Genomic DNA, 18,487 nt, shown 5'->3' with positions numbered 1-18,487 from the left:
ACCCCTGCCATGCCCCGTCCCAGCCTCGCCCTGTTCCTCGCCACCGCCGGGCTGCTGGCCGCTGCCAGTGGCTGCGCCCGGACACCGGAGGCCGGCCCACCGGCGGCGCCGACCTCCGTGCAACCTGGCTCGGGTTCCAGCCCCGCTGTTCCTTACCACAACAAAAGCGATGAAGGAGGCGAGGGGGGAGAAGGGGGCGAGGGCTAGCCCCGGATCCAGCCGGGTCGAATTCCAGTGACCTTGCAATGAAAATCAGAATCACTACCATGACCCCTTGCCAGCCTCCCCGCCGACCGTTCCCCATGGGTCCTCCGCCTTCCCCGTCGATCGCACCGGCCCTGTTGCTGCTGGCGATGGCTCTGCCGCCGCTGGCGGCCGGCGCCGCCGAATTGAACCTCGTCGACGTGCAGCGCTACAGCGGGCCGGTCACCGCGCGGGACCAGGTCACCAGCATCACCCAGTTCTCCGACGTGCAGCCCACCAGCTGGGCCTACCAGGCCCTCTCCAACCTGGTCGAGCGCTACGGCTGCGTCGCCGGCTACCCCAACGGCAGCTTCAAGGGCTCCCAGCCCCTGACCCGCTGGGAGGCTGCCGCTCTGCTCAACGCCTGCCTCGATCGCATCACCGAGGTGACCGATGAGCTGCGCCGCCTGCTGAAGGAGTTCAACGCTGAACTGGCCGTTCTCAAGGGCCGGGTGGACGGCCTTGAAGCCAAGGTGGGCGAGCTGGAAGCCAACCAGTTCTCCACCACCACCAAGCTGAACGGCCAGGCCACCTTTGTGCTCGGCGCCAATGCCTTCGGTGGCAGTGCCCCGCGACGGGCCATCCGCGAAGAGGTGGGAGCCACCACCTTCAGCTACGACATCCAACTCAGCTTCGACACCAGCTTCACCGGCAAGGACCTGCTGCGGACGATCCTGCGCGCCGGCAACTTCGGCGGCAGTGCCTTTGGTGGGGCCGGACCCACCGGCAGCCTTTCCACCCTGGAGGTGGCCTTCGAGGAGGACGCTGGTCCGGACGTGCTGGGCATCGACAAGCTCTACTACCAGTTCCCGCTCGGCAGCGGCTTCACCGCCACCCTGGGGGGTCGCGTGGGCCAGGAGGACATGCTCGCCCTCTGGCCCAGCGTCTACCCCAGCGACACGGTCCTCAACCTCCTCACCCTCAACGGCGCTCCGGCGGCCTACAACAAGAACCTCGGCCCTGGCGCAGGCCTCTGGTGGCAGAACGGACCGTTCAGCGTGAGTGCCAACTATGTGGCCGCCAATGGCAACTCCGGCAACCCCGGGGAGGGTGGGATCGGCACCAATGCCAGCGCCGGTACCGGCACCGTGCAGATCGGCTACGCGCAGGAACAATGGGCCATCGCTGCGATCTACTCCTACATCCAGTCTGGAGTGGAGGTGCCGGGCACCACGCCGCTCACGGCCTTCGCCTTCGAGAACCCGAGCAGTCGCACCAATGCCTTCGGCCTGAGCGGCTACTGGCAGCCCAGCGCCAGCGGATGGATCCCCTCGATCAGCGCCGGCTGGGGCCTGAACAGCACCTCCTTCGACACCGCCCAGGCTCCCGGCGCCTTGAGCAACAGTCAGTCATGGATGGTGGGCCTGGAATGGGCTGATGCCTTCGTCAAGGGCAATGCCCTGGGACTGGCGGTGGGCCAGCCGGTGTTCGCCACGGCACTCACAGGTGACGCCTCCCCAGCCGATGGCAATTACGCCTGGGAGGCTTGGTACGAGTTCCAGGTCACGGACGCCATCTCCATCACCCCGGCCCTCTTCTATCTGAGCCGGCCGCTCGGTCAGAACACCCCATCGGGAGAGACCTTGAACCAACTGGGGGGGCTGATCAAGACCAGCTTCAGCTTCTGAGCGCCACCGGCGCCCCCCTGGGCTGATCGCTCAGGGCTCAGTCCCAATCGAACGTCACAAGGCGCTGGCCGGGCAGCAGTTGTTCGCTCTCAGCCCGTAGCTCCCGCAGCAGCTCGACACTGATGTCCGGGTGCTGGCGGATCTCTTTCACCAGACGCTGCACGTCGTCGGGGGTCAGGCCGACGCTGGCGACCCGCTCCTGCAGGCGGGCGCGGAACTGCTCCAGCAAAGCCTGCTGTTCGGGCCCCAGGGGCTTGGCACCTGGATGGTCGATCTCCATGGCACTCGGTGTCGGCTGCTCGGACCCTAACCCGAGTCCTCGGTGGCACCCAGGCGCCAGACTGGAGCCAACGATCCGGCCTCGATGAGCACCAGCACCGCCCCCCAGAGCAGCGCCCTCCCTTCTTCGAGCGAGAAGCCACTCCCTGGCCCTTTGCCGGTGACAATCCTCACGGGTTTTCTGGGGGCCGGTAAGACCACCCTGCTCAACCACATCCTCAGCAACCAAGACGGGGTCAAAACCGCCGTGCTCGTCAACGAGTTCGGTGAGATCGGCATCGACAACGAATTGATCATCGCCACGGGCGAAGACACGGTGGAGCTCAGCAACGGCTGCATCTGCTGCACGATCAACGGCGAACTGCTGGGCGCCGTTGATCGAATCCTGCACCGCCCCGACCCGGTGGACTACCTGGTGGTGGAGACCACCGGCCTGGCGGACCCGCTGCCGGTGGCGATGACCTTCCTGGGCAGCGATCTGCGCGATTCCACCCGCCTCGATTCGATCATCACCCTGATCGATGCCGAGAACTTCGAAGCCACCCTGCTCGACGGCGAGGTGGGCCGGGCCCAGGTGGTCTACGGCGACATCCTGCTGCTCAACAAGTGCGACCTGGTGAGCGAGGAGCGGCTGCTGGAGCTGGAGGCCAAGCTGCGCGCCATCAAGACCGATGCCCGCATCCTGCGCGCGGTGAAGGGGGAGGTGCCCCTGCCGCTGCTGCTCAGCGTGGGGCTGTTCGAATCGGATCGGGTGGTGGCCGAGCAGCAGGCGCCTGCCACAGCTCACGATCACGCTGATCACGACCACGCTGGTCACGATCACAGCCACGGCCACGATCACAACCACGGGCACGGCCATGGGCACGATCACGGCCATGACCACAGCCCAGGGAACCATGGCTCCGCCGACCACCTGGCGATCGAGGGATACACCTCCCTCTCGTTCAGCGCCGAGGGCCCCTTCGCCCTGCGCAAGTTCCAGAATTTTCTTGATAACCAACTGCCGCCCTCGGTCTTCCGCGCCAAGGGAGTGCTCTGGTTCAACGAAAGCGAGCGGCGCCATGTGTTCCACCTGGCCGGCAAGCGTTTCTCAATCGACGACTCCGACTGGCCGGGGGCACGCAAGAACCAGCTGGTGCTGATCGGCAAGGACCTCGACCACGCCCGTCTCCGCCAACAGCTGCAGGCCTGCGTGGCCAAGGACGCGGGCAAGGGATTCGGCTGAGTTCCCTCCACTGAAAGGCCGCTGCAGATGGCCGCTGCGCTCTTCCCCCCAGGGTCGAGGGTCGACGCACCCCCCCTCGACGGGGGCCCAAAACAGGCACGCTCGACACAACGGCCCAGGCGATCCTGGCTACGCTGATGGGACTTCGCGCCGGGGCCCATGGCCGAACTGCTGCTCCTCACCGGCGTGATCGCCCTCGTCGTGCTGGCCTTCTGGCTCACCATCGACTCCGACGACGACAATGGCGGCGGTGGTCTGATGCAGCCGGCCCTGGTGCCCATCCCTGTGCGCGCCGGCCGCGCACGACGCTGATCGGGGCCTCCTAATTCTCTGCAGCCCTCCAGGCGTAACAATCGTCACGCTGTCCCGCAACATCGCGCCGGGTCTTTCGGCTGAAGGTTTTTTAGGTTCCTGGCAGTGAATGGGTCCGCCGACCCCTGCCCGAATGCCTGAGATCTGGGTGGCTGTTCAAGCCATCGCAAGGACCCGCCGCACCCTTGTTCCCCTGGGCCTGATCGGCTCCTCCCTCGCGGCCACCGCTCTGGCGGCGGCGGCCCTGGCCCAGCAGGGGAGCGGCAAAGCCCCCCCGGCCGAAATCGGGGTTTACTCCGGACGCCACTACAACACCGACAAGGAGCTCTACCGCCAGTTCACCGCCCGCACCGGCATCAAGGTGAATCTGCTGGAGGGCAAGGACGATGCCCTGATCGAGCGCCTCCGCAGTGAGGGCAAGGCCAGCCCCGCCGATGTGCTTGTGCTCGTGGACGCCGCCCGCCTGGAAAAAGCCAGCGCCCAGGGCGCCTTTCAGAGCGCCCGCTCCGCCGCCCTACTTCGGGACGTGCCCGTGAACCTGCGCGATTCCAAGGGCCGCTGGTACGCGCTCACGCGGCGGGTGCGCTTCGTGGTGGTGAACCCCAAACAGGTGAATCCCGCCTCGATCCGCACCTACGCCGATCTGGCGCGTCCCGGCCTCAAGGGCAAGCTCTGCCTGCGGGATCGCAAGAGCGTCTACAACCAGTCCCTGGTGGCGGATCAACTGCTCCAGCGCGGTGAGGCCGCCACCCGGCAGTGGATCAAGGGCGTGGTGTCCAACGTCACCCAACCCTTCTTCACCTCCGACACACCCCTGGCCCGGGCCGTGGCCACAGGGGAGTGCGGTGTGGGGGTGGTGAACACCTACTACGTGGCCCGGATGCTCTCCGGTGAAGGGGGCGCCCAGGACCAGGCCCTGGCCCGCAACCTCAAGGTGGTGTTCCCCAACCCCGCCCACGTCAACATCAGTGGCGCCGGCGTCACCCGCCACTCCCGCAACCCCAAGGCGGCCATCCGGCTGATCGAGTTCCTGGCCTCCCCCAGCGGCGGCCGGGGCTACGCCGAAGCCAACCACGAATACCCGCTCAAGGGCTACGGCGACAACGCCATCTTGAAACGCTTCGGACCCTTCAAGGCCGATGCGGTGACCGTGGAGGGGCTCGGGGCCAAGAACCGCGCCGCCGTGGCGCTGATGGAGGCGGGGGGCTGGAAATAGGGCCACAGCTCAGTAGGTCAGCTGCACCTGCACCGTGGCGGCCAGGATGCCGGGAACGCGCCCCTGGCCGCCGGGGTTGGCGATCCATTGCAAGGCGGGTTGCAGGCTGAGGCCACCGCCGAGCGCCAGGTGGTAGTTGGCCTCCAGCACCGCCTCATAGCTCTGGCGCAGGGCCGGGCTGAAGCTGCTGCGCCCGAACGCCAGCGCCAGCACATCCGCGGGGCGGCCGGGCAGCACTCCCTGGCTGAGCCAGCCCATCTGCCCGTAGAGGGGCACCGGATTCGTGGCCGGATCAAAGCCCACGCTGGCGGCGGCCCAGAGCCGGTTGGCCAGCCCCAGGGGTAATCCCACGGGCAGGGTGATCGCTGCGTAACTGCCGGAGCCCCGGCCGCCGTAGCCCCCCAGTTGCAGCAGCCCATCGGGCAGAGCCGCCCTGGCCCCGGAGCGCTTCAGGCGGCCATCGGCGGCAGGCCAGCTGCGTTCCAACTGGGCGATCTGGAGCCACCCCCCCGCCGGACTCGGCAAGGGCGAGCGCTGCAGCGCTCGGGCCCCGAAGAGCGGGTAGCCGCCGGGGTTGTCCCCCTGGGGCGCCAGGGCCCCGAGGCGCCAGCACCACTGGGACGTGGGCCGGTAGGTGAGCACCAGCGCCGGGGCGGCGTAGGGGCTCACGGGCATGCCCGCCATGGCGATGTTGAGGGTCTGGTTAAAGGCCGAATGGATGAAATGGCCATAGGCCGGCATCGCCAGGAAGGTGGGGTCAAGGGCCTGCAGGCCCGCGCTCACCCCCAGCTCCCCCACCGCCGCCCGCCGCTCGATCGCCAGACGCGTGAGCCAGAGCCCCTGGGGTTGGGCGGTGGACTGGAGGGCAAAGACCGCCCCCAGCCGCTCGGCCAGATCGGCATCCCCGGCGTAGAGCGAGGCCCCCAGCTGCAGCTGCCAGCGGTCGATCTCCCGTCGGAACACCTGCCCGGTTGCCGGAGCCGTGCCCAGGGTGAGGGCCAGGTCGAGTTCCTGGGCCGAGCCGGCGCTGGCGGCGGCGCCGCCGGCGGGGTTGGCCATGGGCTGGGCCGTGGCCTGGATCTCCAGCGTCCACCAGGCGGAGTCAAGTGGTGCGGCGACCGCCGCGGTCCCCGCCGCCGACACCCCTGGGGCGGGTGCCCCCGGGAGCGGAGAACCCGAGAGGGCAGGGCCTGGGGGGGCGGACCCCGGGAGGGCAGGCCCTGGACCCGGCGCCGGCAGGGCCCCGGCGCGCACCGGGGCAGCGGCAACGCTTGCCCACGCCAGCCCAAGCGCCAACGGTCGCCAACCTGCCACACCCAACTCCTAGGCTGAGCCCTCACTCCACTGCCTATGACCGCCGCTGGCAAGGCGATCGCCGTGGTCCAACCCAGCCGGGGTGTCCTGGCCGGGGGTGTGCTTCTCCTCTGCGCCCTGGCCCTGGCGCCGATCGTCGCACTCCTTGGCTTCGCCGCCCTGGGCGAGGGTCCCGCGGCCCTGGCCCTCGGCCCCGATGGCCGGGAGCAGGTGCTGAACACCGTGGCCCTTGTGGCGGGGGTGGGCGTTTTCGGGGCGGCTCTGGGCACGGCCACCGGCTGGTTGACCGCCTGCTGCCACTTTCCCGGGCGCCGCTGGCTGCGTATCGCCCAGCTGCTGCCCCTGGCCACCCCCAGCTACCTGCTGGCCGCCACGTTGGTCGACCTGGGCAGCCGCTGGCAGCTGCGGGTCCATGGCCTGGGCTGGACTGTGCTGGTGCTGACCCTGAGCACCTACAGCTACGTCTTCCTGCTGGCGACCGAGAGCTTCTCGGCCAGCGGCCAGCGCCAATTGGAGGCCTGCCGCAGCCTTGGGGTGGGCCCCTGGGGCAGCTTCGCGCGGGTGGCTTTGCCGATGGCCCTGCCCGCGGTCGGGGCGGGCCTTGCCCTCTCCGGCATGGAAGTGGTGAACGAACTCGGGGCGGTGGAACTGCTGGGGTTGCCGACCCTCTCAAGCGGGATCCTGCAGCGCTGGCAGGGGGAGGGCAACCCCGAGGCCGCCGTGGGGCTGGCCCTGATGGCGCTGCTGATCGTCAGCCTGCTGGTGGGGGCCGAGCGCCAGCTGCGGGGCCGCAGCCGCCGCTGGGTCCAGAACCAGGGGGGTGACGCCCCCCAACGCTGGCCCCTGGCGGGCTGGCGCCGCCTGGCCGCCCAGACCCTGACCCTGCTGCCGCCCCTGGCCACCCTCGGCTTGCCCCTGCTCTGGGCCACCCTGAGCTGGGACCAGTTGCAGGGGGAATCGGCCAGCGAACTGTTGGCGCTCACCGGGCGTAGCTTACTCCTGGCCCTCGCCGCGGCGGTCCTCACCGTGGCCACCGGGCTCGTGCTGGCGATCGCCCGGCGCTGGTTGCCTTCCCCCCTGCTGCAGCGCCTGAGTTTCAGTGCTGGCATGGGCTACGCCATACCCGGCACGGTGCTGGCCCTGGCGCTGATGCTGATCGGTGGACCACTGGCCCTCAGCCCGCTGCTGCTGCTGCTCTGGGGCTACGGCGATCGCTTCCTGGCGGTGGCCAAGGGGGGCCTCGATGCCGCCCTGGAACGCCTGCCCCCCAGCGTCGATGAGGCCGCCACCAGCCTGGGTTGCAGCTGGCCCCAGGTGCTGCTGCGCGTCCACCTGCCCCTGCTGCGGGAGCCCCTGCTCGTGGCGGGTTTGCTGGTGTTCGTGGACACGGTGAAGGAACTGCCTCTCACCTTCGCCCTGCGACCCTTCGATTTCGACACGCTCTCGGTGCGGGTCTTCCAGTACGCCAGCGACGAACGGGTGGGGGCGGCGCTGCTGCCCGCCCTGCTGATCCTGATGCTGGGTCTGGTGGCTTCGCTGGCCCTGATCCCCAGCCTGGAATCGGACCGCCGCCATGGGGGCTGAGGCGGGGCTGGGGTCTCGGCTGTTGAGCGCCGGAGGATGTGCCTTTTCATCCATCGCCTGGTGATCCCCGGGCGTCACCCGGGCGGAGGGATCAAGAGGATGAAGACCGTCTTCAAGTCACCGGCATGGATGGGACAACTCCAGAGCACTGGAACCTGAGGAGGGACCAACGGCGCATTCTTCACCTGACGGACCTGCGGGACTGGTGCATGCAGCGTCTGGCCCATCTCTCGCTCAGCAACATGGAGGATGCTCGCTGCCTCACGGGCGAGCACCTCGAGATGCTGGAGGCGACCAATCCCGCAACGATGCTCTGGCTTGACCTGCCGCCCAGTGGCTCTCCAGAAGAGCGGCAGTTCTGAGCAAGACAAGGCCGAAGAACCCTGGGGTGCAGGCAATGAGCCCAAGGGTTCAAATGATCAACCGTGCTGAAAACAAAGCCGAACCAGTGTCGTGATCAATTCACGATTCATTCCCGCAGCAGCAGCGACCCCCCTTCCACTTGGAGCACTTCTGGCGCTTGCATCCCTTCTTCTTGAAGGCTCTCAAAAGTCGCTTGACCGATGACTGCGTCTCATCCGAAAGACCCTGCATGAACACTCCCATGGCGAAGCCTGAAACATGAATTCTCTGGATTCACCGTAATCCGGATCGCACCAGGGAATCCTCGCCAGTGAACAAGCCCGGGTAGCAAATGGCACACCACTGGACTCTCGCCTTCCCCCTAGGCTTCAACCTCCCGGGGCCCCTACGGATGGCGACCACCGACCCGCTCCATGCCGCGACCGCAGCCGAACTGATCAGCGGCGAGCCCAGCGCCCAAGTGGCCACCGGCCCAGCCGGGCGGGCCATGGCGCAGGCCCTCGACAACGTTCTTCTGGCGGGCCTTCAGGAACACATGAACCTGGAACGACGGGCCAGCGCCACCTACTGGGCCATGGCGATCTGGTTTGACGAACGGGACCTGCGGGGGTTCGCCCAGTACCTGCACCAGGAATCCCTGGGAGAACAACAACACGCCACCGAGTTCGCCGATTACCTCGTGGCCAGGGGGCAGACCGTGCAACTGGCCCCGTTGCCGGCCCCCCGCCAGAACTGGTCATCGCCCCTGGACATCTTCGCGACGGCCTTTCAACTGGAGACCGATGTGACCACCTCCCTGCAGCAGCTCTACGAAGGGGCCGAGCGGGCCGGGGATGTGCGCACCACGGTGTTCCTCGATCCCATCGTGCACCGACAGATCGCCGCCGAAGACCAGACCGCCCATCTGCTCGGGCGGATTCGCTTCAGCCAGGGGCAACCGGCCCCCCTGCTGATTCTTGATGCTGAACTCAGGAACGAATCGCCCCAGCCGGGATCAGCGGTCGGCGGCTGATCTCCGCGAGGAAAGCCAGGGCCAGGGAATCCTTGAGCCCGCTGCGTTGCAGCACACGAACCCGGCCCTGGAGCTCCCGCCGCCGCCCTTGCAGGTCGGCGAACTCCCGACCGAGGCGCTCCCGCAATCCGGCGTCCTGACAGCGTTGCAGCTGGGCATGGATCTGCCCGCCACGGCAGCGCAGGGCCCCCATGGCCCCGCAAAGGCTTCCGACCAGGCTCTGTGACGGCTGAGGCGCCGATGGGGGCCGCAATGGAGTCATCAGGCCGCCAGGGGGGCGGAGTCCACCAGCGCCGGTGCCAGCCGCAGGCCGCATTCTCCGGCGGGGGCCTCCAGCAACCGGGCCTGACGTATGCGGGAGATCAGCCGGGTGCTGGTGACCCGGGTGGTGCCGATCAGTTCACCGATGCGCTCGTGGGTGAGCCGGAACGGCAGCTCGCACCAGGCGCCGCAGCGGCGCCCCAGGCGGTTCACCAGCAGGGCCAGCAGGGCCTGGAGGCGCTGGTCGGCCGAACCCAGGTGGCGGATGCGCAGAAGTTGCAGGGTCCACTCGTTGACCGGGTCGAAACCGCCGACAGCCAGGGGCTCGGCGTCGCTGCGGAAGACCAGGGGGGTGAGCGCCTCGACGCAGACGCCCTCACTGCAGAGGCGATCGGTGCGGAGCTGATCACCGCTCTGCAGGAACGCGATCGTCATGCCCTCAGTCTCTTCGCAGGGGCAGTAGACCCGCGCCACACCCTCGATCACCTCGATGCAGCGCCCCCCGGGGCGCAGGGTGGGATCCAGCAGGACTGTCTGCCCCACCGGCATGCGCACGGGATGGAGAGGCTGATCGGGGAGGAATCGGAAACTCATCGGCGGGGGCAGGCGCCCCCCGCGGAGGCGCTGTTGCGAATGACTCTCAACCTAAACAAGCGCGCTCCAAATTGCAAGCGATTCTCAATAGCAAGTTCTTCGGGGCGAGGCAGCGCTCGCCTGGCGGCTGAGGTGCCGAGTCGTCGCCGGACCGCTGGGCCCCAGCCAGGTGGGGCCGCCGCCGACAGGGATCATCCCCTGGTCGCACCCGCTCCAGGCGCCCATGCCGCCAGCCCGCCGAGCCGAGGTCACCCGATGCCAGGTCTGTAACCTCCGGGCGCTGCAGTTGTGCCCTCGGGGGCCTGGGGCGGTGCGATCAGACGCGACCCAGGCCAGGACTCACCCCAGGCTTGAAACCGTATTTTCCCTACATGCCATGGTTCGTCTGCATGGAGACCGCTCGAGCCTTCTGACCGCGCTCGCCGCCCACTGGGCCGAGCAACAACTCCAGCTGCCCGCCACCCTCCAGAAGCCTCTGCTCAATCCCGCTCCGCCACAGCGCAGGAAGGGCAGAGCCCGCGCACGTTGAGCACGCACTCAAGCAGCCGGAAACCATGGGCCAGGGCCGCCTGCTCGCCGGCGCTGATCACGGAGGTGCTTTCGAATTCCTCGGTGCGGCCGCAGCGCACACAAACCAGATGATGGTGGTCGCGGTGGGCGTCGCCCGCCAACTCGAATCGACGGCCACCTTCGGGCAACTCCAACTCCTGCAGCAGCCCTAGGGAACTCAGCAACCGCAGGGTGCGGTAGACGGTGGCCAAAGAAACGCGGCCATCGGAGCGGATCAAGCGCTGATGCACCTCTTCGGCGCTCAGATGGCTGCCTTCACCAATGCGTTCGAACAACTCCAGCACGCGCTGCAGCTGGGGGGTGAGCCGCTGCCCGCGGTCGTGCAGGTTGGAGCGCAGGGCTTGGTCCGGCGGCGGCGGGCCGGCGCCCGGGATGGCAGGCATTTCTCAAGAGTACGGCTAATTGCGATCAAGGTGCAGGACCCAGGGCATGGGAGTCAGGGTCCCGACTGGCGATGGGGCACTCGGGTCTGCGCCCACCAGCGTTGATCGAGCCGGGCCGTACCCGCCGCCAGGAGATCCGCAGCCACCGTCACCAGGCGGTAACTGAGCGCCACCGCCAAGAGGGGCGCTTCAGGCAGCTCCATCCCCAGGCGCAGCAGCAGGGTGGCCTCGAACACCCCCAGCCCCCCCGGCGCCCCGGGCACCACCAGGCCAGCGGTCCAGGCCAGGGCGAAGCCCGCCAACCAGTGGCCCCAGCCCAGGGAAAGCTGTTGATCGAAGGCCACGACGCAGCAGGCGAAGCCGCCGAAGCGCAGCAGCACAAACAGCAACTCCGCCAGCAGGGGCCCCAGGGGATAGCCCGGAAGCGGGGGTGCGACGGCACCCGAGATCTGTTCAGCCCCCAGGGCCGCATCCTGGGGGAGTCGCGCCCGCAGCTGGGCCAGCCGCCGGCGCTCCAAAACGCCCAGCAGGGGCTGGAACCAGCGCGGCACCAAGGCCAGCAGCGGCACCAGGGCCAGCAGTGCCCATCGGTCCGCTCCCTGCAGGGGCCACAGACCCACGGGCACCAGGGCCAGGGCGGCGGCGGCCATCAGAACGGGATCGAGCAGTACCGCCAGCACCGCCCGCTGGGCCGAAAGGGGGCTGGCCGTGACGACACCTCCAGCGCGCAACACCTGGATGCGCTCCACCAGGTGCCAGATGCCGCCGGGAAGGTACTTGCGCAGGTTGCTGCTCAAAAACAGCAGCACGGTGGCCCCCCAGGCTGGGTTCAGGCCCAGCCAACGCAAGCCAGTCGCCCAGGCCAGAGCATTGACCACCAGGCTCAGCAGGCTCACCCCCACACCAAGCAGCAGCCAGGCCGAGCCCTGGCCATCGAGGGAGAGCAGGGCCAGTTGACGGCCGTTGTTGAGCAGCGCAGCGAGCACGAAGCCGACGCTGGCCAGACCCACCCAGAGCCGGCCGCCGCCGGGCAGGGGAGGCAGCTTCGGCCAGCGAAGACGACCGACCAGTCCGAGCGCCCCCTGCCGCCAGTGGGCGAGGCGGCCACGGATGGCACCGATCGCCCGCTGGAGGGGATGGGCTTGTGGTTCTGTCATGGCCTCTCCTCGCTGGCCCAGGCCGCCTGAACCGCCGCGCGCAACTGGTGCAGTGGGAGCCCATGGCGGCGGGCGAGGGCTGCCAGATCCTCGTACTCCGGCTTCATGGTTCGACGGCCTGTCGGGCTGTGCGCCTCCTTGATGCGCACGGGGCCCCAAGGCGTCGCGAGGCTGCGGCTGCTCCGGGGCAGGCTCCAGCGCTGCTGGAGCTGCTCGCGCACCCCCAGGCTGCTGCTGTGGGTCCACCAGACCCGTCGCAGGGTGCCGGCGCGCTCAGGGGCCACGAGCACGCTGATCAACGCCGCCGGGCGGCCCTTTTTCATGGCGATCGGCTGGCTGAACACCTCCAGGCCCCCCGCCCCGCGCAGCTCCTCCATCAGGAAGGCCAGGTCCTCGGGGCTGGCGTCATCCACCTGGGCCTGCTGCAGGAGCAGGGGTTCGAGGATCTCGCCGGCTTCAAGCCCTGGGCCCCCCTGCTGGGGGCTGGACGGGGCAAGCCAGAGCCTCAGCAGGTTGGGGCGATCGAGGGTGCGCGTCCCCAGACCCATGCCCACCCGCTGGGGCACCAGGGCGGGGGCCTGGGCGAAGCGGCTCGCCCAGGTGACCATCAGGGCCAGGCCCGTTGGGGTGGTGAGTTCTCCAGGGGGGAAGCCCGCGCTGCTGGCTAGGGGGACGGCGGCGCGGACGGCCAGTTCCAGCACCGCCGGGGCTGGCAGGGGCAGCGGGCCGTGGGCCGTGCGCACGGTGCCATGGCCAGCGGGCGGTGGCGCACAGATGAGCTCATCAACGCCGAAATGGAGCAGACCGGCGCAGACCCCGACCACATCCACCAGGGCATCGATGGCGCCCACCTCATGGAAATGAACCTGCTCGGGCGGAAGGCCATGAACCGCCCCCTCCGCCTCCGCCAGCCACTGGAACACCGCCACCACCCGCTCGCGCAGGGCCCCCTCGAGGGGGCTGGTTTCCAGCAAGGTCCGGATCGCGCTCCAGGGGCGATGGAGAGGCTGCGGCTCCAGCGCTTCAACATGCACCGTGAGACCTCGAAGACCGCCGCTGCGGCCCTCCTGCCACTGCAGGCGGTACCCCCCGGCCAGGCCCACCTGAGCAAGGGGCTCCTCCACCCGCTCCCGGGGCAGCCCCAGATCGAACAGCGCCGCCAGCAGCATGTCCCCCGCCAGGCCGGTGGGGCAATCGACATAGGCCAGGGTCATCGGGCTGGGGTCATCGGGCGCAGCAGCGTGGGGGCACGCGCCAGCAGCCGTTCGGCCTCGGCCTCCAGGCGGCCGGTCTCCCGTCGCAGCCACTGTTCCACCTCGCGGCGGGCGCGCCGCTGCTCCCGCTGGGCGGTGTCCACATCGTGGCCTGAAAGTCCCCACAGCCGCCCGAGCAGGACCCGGTCGTCAGCGCCGCCGAGGGCACGGCCGAAGTGCAGCTCTTCGGCGACCATGCCGGCCTGGAGCATGCGACTCCAACGGCGCAGATCCTCAGCTTGGAGCTTGACCGCCGCTGGCAGTTCGAAGGCGGTGCTCCCGTTGCAGCGCAGGCCCGCCCGCAGGCAGGCCAGGCTCCCCACCAGCACCTGCTTCACGGTCAGGCCGTTTTCGCTGGCCACCAGGGCATGGGCGGCCTCATGGAGGGCAATGCGCCGCAGGCGGGCCCGACCGCCGGGCAGGGCTTCGGCCAACAGGTGGCCGCCCAGGCCGCCGAAGCGGGCGGCATCGAGGCTGAGGGCACCCAGGGCGGCTGCCGTCCCGAGGGCGACCGGTGCCGCGCCGAGGCCAACAAAAGGCCCCAGCAACGCCGCCACCGTGACGCCCCCCACCACCATCCCCGCCCGCAGGGCCGGACCGTCGTCGGTGACGGATGGAGCGCCGGTCGGCCGAAGCCCCATCTCAGCGGCCCGGTCGGATGATCGCGTTGCGGTGGGGACCGGTGGCGGGACCACCCGTGGCGGGACCGCTGCGGGGGGAGGTCTTACGGGCTCCGTCGCGGGAGGGACCGCGGTCGCCCTGGCCCTTGCCCCTGGCCTTGCCGCCGCGGTTGCCCCGCTGGGGCATCGGGGCAATCACCTCGAAGCGCTCCATGTGGAGCTGCTGGCCCGTGCGGCGCACATCGAGGGAGACGAAATGGCGCAGGTGCTCCATGGGCACCGTGCCCTTGAGCTGCAGCTTGAACGGTGTGGGCCGACTGCCGTCGGGGCGGGGCATCTGACGCACCTTGATCACCAGATCGGCGCTTTCCGGACGGGTGTAGATCAGCTCGCCGCGCACGGAAAAGTAGTCATCGCCCTCGGGCAGGGCGTCGGAGCGCTGGGGCTCCGGTGGGGTCGCCCCCTCGGCCGAGGCTTCACTGGCGGTGGGTGCGCTGGCGGGAGTTCCGTCGGTGGTTTCGGCGCCATCTGAGTTCGTCGCCAGGGTGCTCGGCTCCCAAACCCCCACCATCTGCAGGTGCAGAAAGTCGGTTTCGCGGAAGCGGGGATAGACGACCCACAGATGGGGTGTGGCCAAATCCAGGTGGCGACGCATCAGGTTCAGCACGCGCCCCAGCACCACGGCTTCGATCACCGTGCCGTCCTCGGTGTGAATGTGGCCGCGGGTGAGCTGCCCGGCGTCGTCAGGGACATAGCGTCCCCGCACCACGCCGATGGCCCGGTATTGAAGCGGTTCGGTGACCGGGGAAATCGGATGCTGACGCATGGTCTCTGGGGGCAACCCTTGGCCCAATCGCCAATGTAGTCCTGCTCCCTTGCCCCAGACTGGCGCCCAGCCACACCCTTCCCATGGCCCCGCGCACGCCCCCCGGCTCCGGCACCGGATCGCGCCTCAGCCTGCGGTTGGGGTTGCTGATCGCGACCTTGGCGGGGCTATGCCTGGCCGGGGGATGGTGGCTCGGCCAACGCTCAGCGGGGGCAGGGGGGCCCTTGCCCAACCAGATCGCCCTGCAGCGCCAGGCCCAGCAGCTTCAGCGTTCCGTCGACCAGGGACGGGCCAGCGAAGCGGAAAAGGAGCGGCTGTTGCAACTCCTGCTGGCCCTCGAGCAGAAGGCTGAGGCCACGAAGCTTCTGGAGCGGCTGGCGGACCAGAACCCGGAGCGCTGGCCCCTGCGGCTGCTGCTGGCGGAACTGCGGCGGGACCAGAACGACCGGACCGGGGCCGAGCGGGAGGTGCGGCAGATCCTCAACCTTTCACCCGATCGAATCGAGGCCCTGCAACTCCGCACCTTGCTTCAGATGGAACAGGGACGCAGCGGCGAGGCCCAAGCGCAGCTCCAGGCTGCCTTCCTCAGGGCCAACACCGCCCCCCCCTCGGCCAACGCGCTGCCGCTGGGGCTGCTGCTCGCGGATCTGCTCCAGCGCCAAAAGCAAGCAGGTCCCGCTGAAGCGCTCTACCTGAAACTGGCCATTGACCATCCCAGGGATCCACGGCCGCTGCTGGCGTTGGCCTTGCTCAAGCAGGAGGCGGGTGACACCAAGGCGGCCCAGACGGCCCTGGCAAAGGCCCGGGAGCGCAGCCCAGACAAGGACGACCCACGGCTCGATCAGGTGGCCACCGACTGGGGATTAGCGCCCCTGCGGGTCCTCAGGGTCCCTTCAGCTGTGTCCCCGAAACCGGTGGCGGGGTCTTCTGCAGTTCCAGTGCCCTGAGCGCCTGATCCACGGCATCGCCGGGGGGTGTGGCGTTGTCCATGGCCGAAGAGCGGCGAAGAGTGTTGATCAGATCACCAGGGTTCTTGACATCGAGGATTCCCTTGGAATTGCCGTTGGTGGGGCCGTAGTCGAGGAATTGCTGTTCCTGGTTTGACTTGCTGGAGTACGGGTTGTCGGCCCACACCGGCAGAGCGGAGGTAAGAGCGCCCAGGGCTCCAAGACCCAGCAAGGGGGCCCAAGTCGAACAACGACCCATGCCTCTGCGCCCCATCGCCCCTGCCCTCGAGATGGAACGATGCTAGAGGGCCCCGATCGAGACGTGGACGCACCACATGCGCATCGCCACCTGGAATGTGAACTCGGTGCGCAGCCGCCTCGACCAGCTATTGGATTGGCTGCGGCAGGAACGCCCCGACGTGCTCTGCCTCCAGGAGACGAAGGTGGAGGACGGCAACTTCCCGGCCAACGCCTTCACGGCACTGGGCTACGAGTTGGTGATCAGCGGCCAGAAGGCCTACAACGGCGTGGCCATCCTCAGCCTTCACCCGCTCGAAGACGTGCGCATCGGCTTGGCCGCCCTGTTGCCGGATGACGCCGAAGCCGAAGAGCTGGGGGAGCAAAAACGCGTGATCAGCGCCCGCATCGAAGGGGTGCGCGTACTCAACGTCTATGTGCCCAACGGCTCGTCGCTCAGCTCCGACAAGTACGCCTACAAGTTGCGCTGGCTGGGCTGCCTGCAGCGCTACCTGGAGGCCCAGGAGCAGGAAGGCGATCCCCTCTGCCTGGTGGGAGATTTCAACATTGCCCTCGAAGGGCGCGATCTCCATGATCCCAAGCGGCTCACCGGCGGGATCATGGCCAGCGAGGCCGAACGGGGGGCGCTCACAAAGGCCTTGGGAGGACGCCTAAGCGATGTGTTCCGGGTCTTCGAGGCTGAGAGCGGCCACTGGAGCTGGTGGGACTACCGAAGCGGCGCCTGGGACCGGGATCGGGGCTGGCGGATCGATCACATTTACCTCTCGGAAGATCTGCTGGTGTGGGCCACGGGCTGCGTGATCCACAAGGGGGTGCGCGGCAACGAGAAGCCCAGCGACCATGCCCCGGTGGTGGTGAATCTGCAGCTGCCGGAGGAGGAGGAACACGAGGAAGGCGGTTACGAGAGCTTCTGATCACCTCGGCGATCCAGGTCGGTTGAGCGCAGGATTCGGCCCAGGGGGAAGCGCAGAGCTGTGACCTCGATCACGTCACCGCTTGGGCGGGCCCAGGTGTGCTGTCCCATCCACCCATTCCGTAGCCCACAGCAGGCTGAGCGGCTGGAAGGGGGTGCGACCTGCCAGGGCGGTGCCCATGCTTGGGCCCGCTCGGCAAGCATTGTGGGCTGGAGATCAAGTCAGCTGAAGGCCCTCGCGCTCCGCCTGGCCGTTGGTTCACAGCGGGCCCGAATGGTTGAACTGGGTGTGATCTGAACGCCCCCACACGCCTGCCGCCCCGGCTTGGAGCGGTGGGCGGAGCCATCAGCGCTGGACACTCGGCGGCAGCTCATGCCCTGTTGGTTGAACAAGGCCAGCGCACGGATCAGCAACGCCCAGCACGGTGGCCTTCCGTGCATCGGGCAGCCTCTCCGCAGAGGCCCGCCAGGTGGTGCGCTTGATGGCGATCCGGGGGTTCCCATCGCCGGCAGCGCCGGATTCCAGGCGGCCATGCGCTGGAGCCGCCAACACCTGCCGCCGTCCGCCGCCCGGGGCCTGGGGTGGCCCCCCCCCCCCCGCGACCCAGGACCTCCAGCCCGGCCCTCCCCTCGCCCCCAAGGAGGCGGCCGTTCTGCAGCTCGATGGCACCGGGCAGGTGATGCTCTCGGCCTGCGGGACGATCTCCGGAACCGCGCCGTAGGGAGGACGTTTGCAGGCGCTGCAGCGTTTCCGGTGACGGGTGGCCGATCCACCCCGTAGACCCCCTGCTCAGGGGATCGGCCACAGAGACGTCCATCACACGCTCCGACGAACGACGGTCCCAAGCCGTGGACCGCATGGAAGCTGTGGAGCGGGTCCACAAGGAGTGCCGCAGCATGCCCAAGCCAAGGGGAGGGCGCCTCCTCGCAGCCTGGCAACTCAGCGGTGCGGGTGGACCCGTCTCGGGGCCCATGCCCGGGGCACGCTGGCGGGGGATGGTCTCCGGGGTGGCCCACGGGGCGGCAGCTGCGCTGGAGTTCTTCTCGCGTCTGCGATTCCGCTGGCAGACCTTGTCCCATGGGGCCGCGGTTGTCCCGGCGTCACTGGGCCTTGCGCCCGAGCAGCCAGCGCCGCGCTGGGGCGATCACCAACAGCCCCACCCCAGGCTGAATGAACTCACGGGCCTGGGCTGCCAACGGCGGCTCCAGGCAAGAGACCAGGGCGGTGAACGGGCTGAGCATGTGCAGCTGCCCGCTGGCGATCGAGCAGATCATCAGCACGACCACCACGGGGACCAGCACCACGGGCGGGATCGCACCGACCAGGGGAGCACCGGCGCCAGGATCTGAAGCGCCGTGGGCCCACGCCGGGTCTGCGCCGTCATCCCAGCGCCAGGGAGCAGTGCGGCCACCGGCAGAGATGACAGCAGGCTCAGGGCCCAGCGGAGCGCCTCGACAGGGAACGCAGGGGTGCCGCGAACCTCGCTGGTCGATTCGATCCTCGGGGCCCTGGGCAGGCCTTGCTTCAG

22 protein-coding genes are annotated in these 18,487 nt (G+C 68.9%); 11 read left to right on the top strand and 11 right to left on the bottom strand.

Annotated elements, in window-relative coordinates; genetic code table 11:
* Nucleotides 1–9 precede the first annotated feature (9 nt).
* Both KBY88_RS01205 and KBY88_RS01200 read left to right on the top strand, forming a co-directional pair.
* Complete coding sequence (locus KBY88_RS01205; protein WP_254938064.1) at nucleotides 10–207, top strand: hypothetical protein; 198 nt, start codon at nucleotides 10–12, stop codon at nucleotides 205–207.
* A gap of 95 nt (nucleotides 208–302) precedes the next feature.
* A complete protein-coding gene (locus tag KBY88_RS01200) occupies nucleotides 303–1,871 on the top strand; it encodes an iron uptake porin (protein ID WP_254938063.1) in 1,569 nt (522 codons plus the stop codon).
* A gap of 37 nt (nucleotides 1,872–1,908) precedes the next feature.
* On the opposite strand, the gene KBY88_RS01195 is transcribed toward KBY88_RS01200, so the two are convergent.
* Complete coding sequence (locus KBY88_RS01195) at nucleotides 1,909–2,151, bottom strand: hypothetical protein (RefSeq protein WP_254938062.1); 243 nt, start codon at nucleotides 2,149–2,151, stop codon at nucleotides 1,909–1,911.
* A gap of 84 nt (nucleotides 2,152–2,235) precedes the next feature.
* Here KBY88_RS01195 and KBY88_RS01190 point away from each other — a divergent pair, with 84 nt between their 5' ends.
* From KBY88_RS01190 to KBY88_RS01180, 3 genes are all read left to right on the top strand, one after another.
* Nucleotides 2,236–3,375 (top strand): CobW family GTP-binding protein, encoded by a 1,140-nt coding sequence (locus KBY88_RS01190; protein WP_254938061.1) that lies wholly within the window; start codon nucleotides 2,236–2,238, stop codon nucleotides 3,373–3,375.
* 159 nt (nucleotides 3,376–3,534) lie between these two features.
* Complete coding sequence (locus tag KBY88_RS01185; protein WP_254938060.1) at nucleotides 3,535–3,687, top strand: hypothetical protein; 153 nt, start codon at nucleotides 3,535–3,537, stop codon at nucleotides 3,685–3,687.
* A 133-nt stretch (nucleotides 3,688–3,820) separates the two neighbouring features.
* Nucleotides 3,821–4,903 carry an extracellular solute-binding protein gene (locus tag KBY88_RS01180; RefSeq protein ID WP_254938059.1) on the top strand — a complete coding sequence of 361 codons (1,083 nt, stop codon included), beginning with the start codon at nucleotides 3,821–3,823 and terminating at the stop codon, nucleotides 4,901–4,903.
* Nucleotides 4,904–4,912: 9 nt separating this feature from the next.
* Here KBY88_RS01180 and KBY88_RS16065 read toward each other — a convergent pair whose 3' ends face one another.
* Nucleotides 4,913–6,046, bottom strand: coding sequence for a carbohydrate porin (locus KBY88_RS16065; protein WP_254938058.1), 1,134 nt, complete (start codon nucleotides 6,044–6,046; stop codon nucleotides 4,913–4,915).
* A 207-nt stretch (nucleotides 6,047–6,253) separates the two neighbouring features.
* Between KBY88_RS16065 and KBY88_RS01170 the strand changes: the two genes are divergently transcribed.
* The 3 genes from KBY88_RS01170 to KBY88_RS01160 all read left to right on the top strand — a co-directional run bounded on the left by KBY88_RS01170 (nucleotide 6,254) and on the right by KBY88_RS01160 (nucleotide 9,176).
* A complete protein-coding gene (locus tag KBY88_RS01170) occupies nucleotides 6,254–7,801 on the top strand; it encodes an ABC transporter permease (RefSeq protein ID WP_254938057.1) in 1,548 nt (515 codons plus the stop codon).
* A 125-nt stretch (nucleotides 7,802–7,926) separates the two neighbouring features.
* Complete coding sequence (locus KBY88_RS01165; RefSeq protein WP_254938056.1) at nucleotides 7,927–8,163, top strand: hypothetical protein; 237 nt, start codon at nucleotides 7,927–7,929, stop codon at nucleotides 8,161–8,163.
* A 392-nt stretch (nucleotides 8,164–8,555) separates the two neighbouring features.
* Nucleotides 8,556–9,176: a ferritin gene (locus KBY88_RS01160; protein ID WP_396102279.1), complete on the top strand. Its 621-nt coding sequence runs from the start codon at nucleotides 8,556–8,558 to the stop codon at nucleotides 9,174–9,176.
* On the opposite strand, the gene KBY88_RS01155 is transcribed toward KBY88_RS01160, so the two are convergent.
* From KBY88_RS01155 to patR, 7 genes are all read right to left on the bottom strand, one after another.
* Nucleotides 9,133–9,369 (bottom strand): hypothetical protein, encoded by a 237-nt coding sequence (locus KBY88_RS01155; protein ID WP_254938055.1) that lies wholly within the window; start codon nucleotides 9,367–9,369, stop codon nucleotides 9,133–9,135. The genes KBY88_RS01160 and KBY88_RS01155 overlap by 44 nt on opposite strands.
* A gap of 68 nt (nucleotides 9,370–9,437) precedes the next feature.
* Entirely contained in the window at nucleotides 9,438–10,031 is a 594-nt protein-coding gene (locus tag KBY88_RS01150; protein WP_254938054.1) for a helix-turn-helix domain-containing protein, read from the bottom strand.
* Between the two features lie 479 nt (nucleotides 10,032–10,510).
* The gene (locus tag KBY88_RS01145) at nucleotides 10,511–10,984 is read right to left on the bottom strand and encodes a Fur family transcriptional regulator (RefSeq protein WP_254938053.1); all 474 of its coding nucleotides are present in this window, start codon (nucleotides 10,982–10,984) and stop codon (nucleotides 10,511–10,513) included.
* 53 nt (nucleotides 10,985–11,037) lie between these two features.
* Entirely contained in the window at nucleotides 11,038–12,141 is a 1,104-nt protein-coding gene (locus tag KBY88_RS01140; RefSeq protein ID WP_254938052.1) for a lysylphosphatidylglycerol synthase domain-containing protein, read from the bottom strand.
* Complete coding sequence (gene larC / locus KBY88_RS01135; protein WP_254938051.1) at nucleotides 12,138–13,355, bottom strand: nickel pincer cofactor biosynthesis protein LarC; 1,218 nt, start codon at nucleotides 13,353–13,355, stop codon at nucleotides 12,138–12,140. The genes KBY88_RS01140 and larC overlap by 4 nt, the downstream gene beginning before the upstream one ends.
* On the bottom strand, nucleotides 13,352–14,035 hold the full coding sequence (locus tag KBY88_RS01130) for a hypothetical protein (protein WP_254938050.1): 684 nt from the start codon (nucleotides 14,033–14,035) through the stop codon (nucleotides 13,352–13,354). Before KBY88_RS01130 ends, larC begins: the two co-directional genes overlap by 4 nt.
* Nucleotide 14,036: 1 nt before the next feature.
* Nucleotides 14,037–14,840: a heterocyst master regulator PatR gene (patR, locus tag KBY88_RS01125; RefSeq protein WP_254938049.1), complete on the bottom strand. Its 804-nt coding sequence runs from the start codon at nucleotides 14,838–14,840 to the stop codon at nucleotides 14,037–14,039.
* Between the two features lie 83 nt (nucleotides 14,841–14,923).
* Between patR and KBY88_RS01120 the strand changes: the two genes are divergently transcribed.
* Nucleotides 14,924–15,787, top strand: a complete 864-nt coding sequence (locus KBY88_RS01120) for a tetratricopeptide repeat protein (protein ID WP_254938048.1) — start codon at nucleotides 14,924–14,926, stop codon at nucleotides 15,785–15,787.
* Here the strand turns inward: KBY88_RS01120 and KBY88_RS01115 are convergent.
* Nucleotides 15,723–16,019 carry a hypothetical protein gene (locus KBY88_RS01115; RefSeq protein ID WP_254938047.1) on the bottom strand — a complete coding sequence of 99 codons (297 nt, stop codon included), beginning with the start codon at nucleotides 16,017–16,019 and terminating at the stop codon, nucleotides 15,723–15,725. The genes KBY88_RS01120 and KBY88_RS01115 overlap by 65 nt on opposite strands.
* A gap of 103 nt (nucleotides 16,020–16,122) precedes the next feature.
* Here KBY88_RS01115 and xth point away from each other — a divergent pair, with 103 nt between their 5' ends.
* Nucleotides 16,123–16,959, top strand: a complete 837-nt coding sequence (xth, locus tag KBY88_RS01110; protein ID WP_254938046.1) for an exodeoxyribonuclease III — start codon at nucleotides 16,123–16,125, stop codon at nucleotides 16,957–16,959.
* Nucleotides 16,960–17,383: 424 nt separating this feature from the next.
* Nucleotides 17,384–17,680: a hypothetical protein gene (locus KBY88_RS01105; protein ID WP_254938045.1), complete on the top strand. Its 297-nt coding sequence runs from the start codon at nucleotides 17,384–17,386 to the stop codon at nucleotides 17,678–17,680.
* A gap of 379 nt (nucleotides 17,681–18,059) precedes the next feature.
* Here the strand turns inward: KBY88_RS01105 and KBY88_RS01100 are convergent, their stop codons facing one another.
* Complete coding sequence (locus KBY88_RS01100; protein WP_254938044.1) at nucleotides 18,060–18,263, bottom strand: hypothetical protein; 204 nt, start codon at nucleotides 18,261–18,263, stop codon at nucleotides 18,060–18,062.
* Nucleotides 18,264–18,487 lie beyond the last annotated feature (224 nt).

It is taken from the genome of Cyanobium sp. Morenito 9A2 (genome assembly GCF_024345575.1).
In the GTDB taxonomy this organism is placed as follows: domain Bacteria; phylum Cyanobacteriota; class Cyanobacteriia; order PCC-6307; family Cyanobiaceae; genus ATX-6F1.
This window is presented reverse-complemented; position numbering and strand designations above follow the sequence as displayed.

Coding starts and splice junctions, on each gene's coding strand:
- KBY88_RS01205 (WP_254938064.1), top strand. CDS start 10: ATGCCCCGTCCCAGCCTCGCCCTGTTCCTCGCCACCGCCGGGCTGCTG.
- KBY88_RS01200 (WP_254938063.1), top strand. CDS start 303: ATGGGTCCTCCGCCTTCCCCGTCGATCGCACCGGCCCTGTTGCTGCTG.
- KBY88_RS01195 (WP_254938062.1), bottom strand. CDS start 2,151: ATGGAGATCGACCATCCAGGTGCCAAGCCCCTGGGGCCCGAACAGCAG.
- KBY88_RS01190 (WP_254938061.1), top strand. CDS start 2,236: ATGAGCACCAGCACCGCCCCCCAGAGCAGCGCCCTCCCTTCTTCGAGC.
- KBY88_RS01185 (WP_254938060.1), top strand. CDS start 3,535: ATGGCCGAACTGCTGCTCCTCACCGGCGTGATCGCCCTCGTCGTGCTG.
- KBY88_RS01180 (WP_254938059.1), top strand. CDS start 3,821: ATGCCTGAGATCTGGGTGGCTGTTCAAGCCATCGCAAGGACCCGCCGC.
- KBY88_RS01170 (WP_254938057.1), top strand. CDS start 6,254: ATGACCGCCGCTGGCAAGGCGATCGCCGTGGTCCAACCCAGCCGGGGT.
- KBY88_RS01165 (WP_254938056.1), top strand. CDS start 7,927: ATGGATGGGACAACTCCAGAGCACTGGAACCTGAGGAGGGACCAACGG.
- KBY88_RS01160 (WP_396102279.1), top strand. CDS start 8,556: ATGGCGACCACCGACCCGCTCCATGCCGCGACCGCAGCCGAACTGATC.
- KBY88_RS01155 (WP_254938055.1), bottom strand. CDS start 9,369: ATGGGGGCCCTGCGCTGCCGTGGCGGGCAGATCCATGCCCAGCTGCAA.
- KBY88_RS01150 (WP_254938054.1), bottom strand. CDS start 10,031: ATGAGTTTCCGATTCCTCCCCGATCAGCCTCTCCATCCCGTGCGCATG.
- KBY88_RS01145 (WP_254938053.1), bottom strand. CDS start 10,984: ATGCCTGCCATCCCGGGCGCCGGCCCGCCGCCGCCGGACCAAGCCCTG.
- KBY88_RS01140 (WP_254938052.1), bottom strand. CDS start 12,141: ATGACAGAACCACAAGCCCATCCCCTCCAGCGGGCGATCGGTGCCATC.
- larC (WP_254938051.1), bottom strand. CDS start 13,355: ATGACCCTGGCCTATGTCGATTGCCCCACCGGCCTGGCGGGGGACATG.
- KBY88_RS01130 (WP_254938050.1), bottom strand. CDS start 14,035: ATGGGGCTTCGGCCGACCGGCGCTCCATCCGTCACCGACGACGGTCCG.
- patR (WP_254938049.1), bottom strand. CDS start 14,840: ATGCGTCAGCATCCGATTTCCCCGGTCACCGAACCGCTTCAATACCGG.
- KBY88_RS01120 (WP_254938048.1), top strand. CDS start 14,924: ATGGCCCCGCGCACGCCCCCCGGCTCCGGCACCGGATCGCGCCTCAGC.
- xth (WP_254938046.1), top strand. CDS start 16,123: ATGCGCATCGCCACCTGGAATGTGAACTCGGTGCGCAGCCGCCTCGAC.